General features: G+C 68.5%; 1 protein-coding gene. It reads left to right on the top strand.

The genetic code is table 11. The annotated features are described in order from the left end of the window. Window positions 1-255: 255 nt before the first annotated feature. Window positions 256-1,254, top strand: coding sequence for an AraC family transcriptional regulator (locus H5411_RS46360; protein WP_183128009.1), 999 nt, complete (start codon window positions 256-258; stop codon window positions 1,252-1,254). The last annotated feature ends 201 nt before the right edge of the window (window positions 1,255-1,455 follow it).

Genomic DNA, 1,455 nt, shown 5'->3' with positions numbered 1-1,455 from the left:
CGAATGTGCTCGTGCCATCCCGGTGAAGGTCGAACTTCCGCCCGGCCCGCCGTCTCGGCGAATCGAGGTGTTCTCGACCTTTGCCACGACCGTACGAGCGCGCCCGGTTCCTGGCACTAGCGCAGCGCGCCTACTCGCTTGCATATGGCGCCACTTTTTCGATCTTTGTGCGCTTCGCGTCCTACGGCGCGATCCGCAAGTGGTGTGGCGTTACATGCAAGTGGCAGCCACCGGTTGGGCCGTTAGCCTGGTCTCGTGACTGGCGAGCGTTTCACCCTGGATCCCAGCATCAAGGCGTTGCTGACCGACCTCGGCGTCTCGCCGGCCCGAGTGCTGCGGCGCGGCCAGCTGGCCACCGATCTGTTCGGCCGGGACGCGATCGCGCTCTCTCCAGATGAGTACTTCCGCCTGTGGGCGGCGCTCGACGCCGAGGGAGGCGACCCGAATCTGGCGGTCGCGATCGGCAAATCGATCTCGGTCGAGATGTTCAGCCCTCCGATTTTCGCCGCTCTGTGCAGTCCCGACCTCGAGACGGCCGCGCAGCGCATCGCGACCTACAAGCCGCTGATCGGCCCGGTGCGCCTCGACGTGAGCCGGGGCGAGGAGGGGTTGACGATCGCCTACCGCTGGCCCCCGGGTTCGACGCCGCCGGAGCTCCTGGCCGCGACCGAGCTCGTTTTCTGGGCCGCGCTCGCCCGGATCGGCACCCGCCATCACGTCCGGCCGATCCAGGTCGGCGTCCCGGGCCTGGGACCGGACCATGCGGCACTCGAGGACTACTTCGGGGTGCGTGTCGAGGACGGGCCCGACCACACCATCACGTTCGGCCCGGAGGACGCCGGTCGCCCCTTCCTGACCGAGAACGAGCAGATGTGGCGGTTCTTCGCGCCCGAACTGCGCCGTCGTCTGTCCGACCTGCAGGCGGCGGCCAGCGTGGCCGATCGCGTGCGCGCTGCCCTGCACGAAACCCTCCCGGCAGGCGGTAGCTCCATGACCGCGGTGACTCGTGCGCTCGCGGTCAGCTCACGGACACTCCAGCGGCAGCTGCGCCTCGAAGGCACCACCTATCAGGAGGTCCTTGCGAGCACGCGTGAGGATCTGGCTCGCCACTACCTGAGTCACGGCACGACGCGCACGGCCGAGATCGCCTATCTGCTCGGCTACGACGATACGAACTCCTTCTATCGGGCTTTCCGTACCTGGACCGGAATGACCCCGGACGCAGTCCGGGCGACTGCCGCCGCGGGGACCTGATCGGGCTCGCAGTCGATCGGCGCGTCATCGTTCGGAGGTCACGTCGAGGATGGGGTCATTGGCGTCGGGAGCGTGGACCGGAAGCTGTCCGGGACCGGATGGCGAGGCTGAGGTCGTCGATGCCGCAGTGACGGACGCGTCCTGGCCCGCCAGCGCGCTGCGCGTCGAGCGATTCCGGCCGAAGAAGGGCACGCTCCACGG

It is taken from the genome of Amycolatopsis echigonensis (assembly GCF_014174495.1).
Taxonomy (GTDB): Bacteria; Actinomycetota; Actinomycetes; order Mycobacteriales; family Pseudonocardiaceae; genus Amycolatopsis; species Amycolatopsis echigonensis.
Note: the sequence above shows the minus strand (reverse complement) of the source record. Positions and strands in the feature narration are given on the sequence as shown.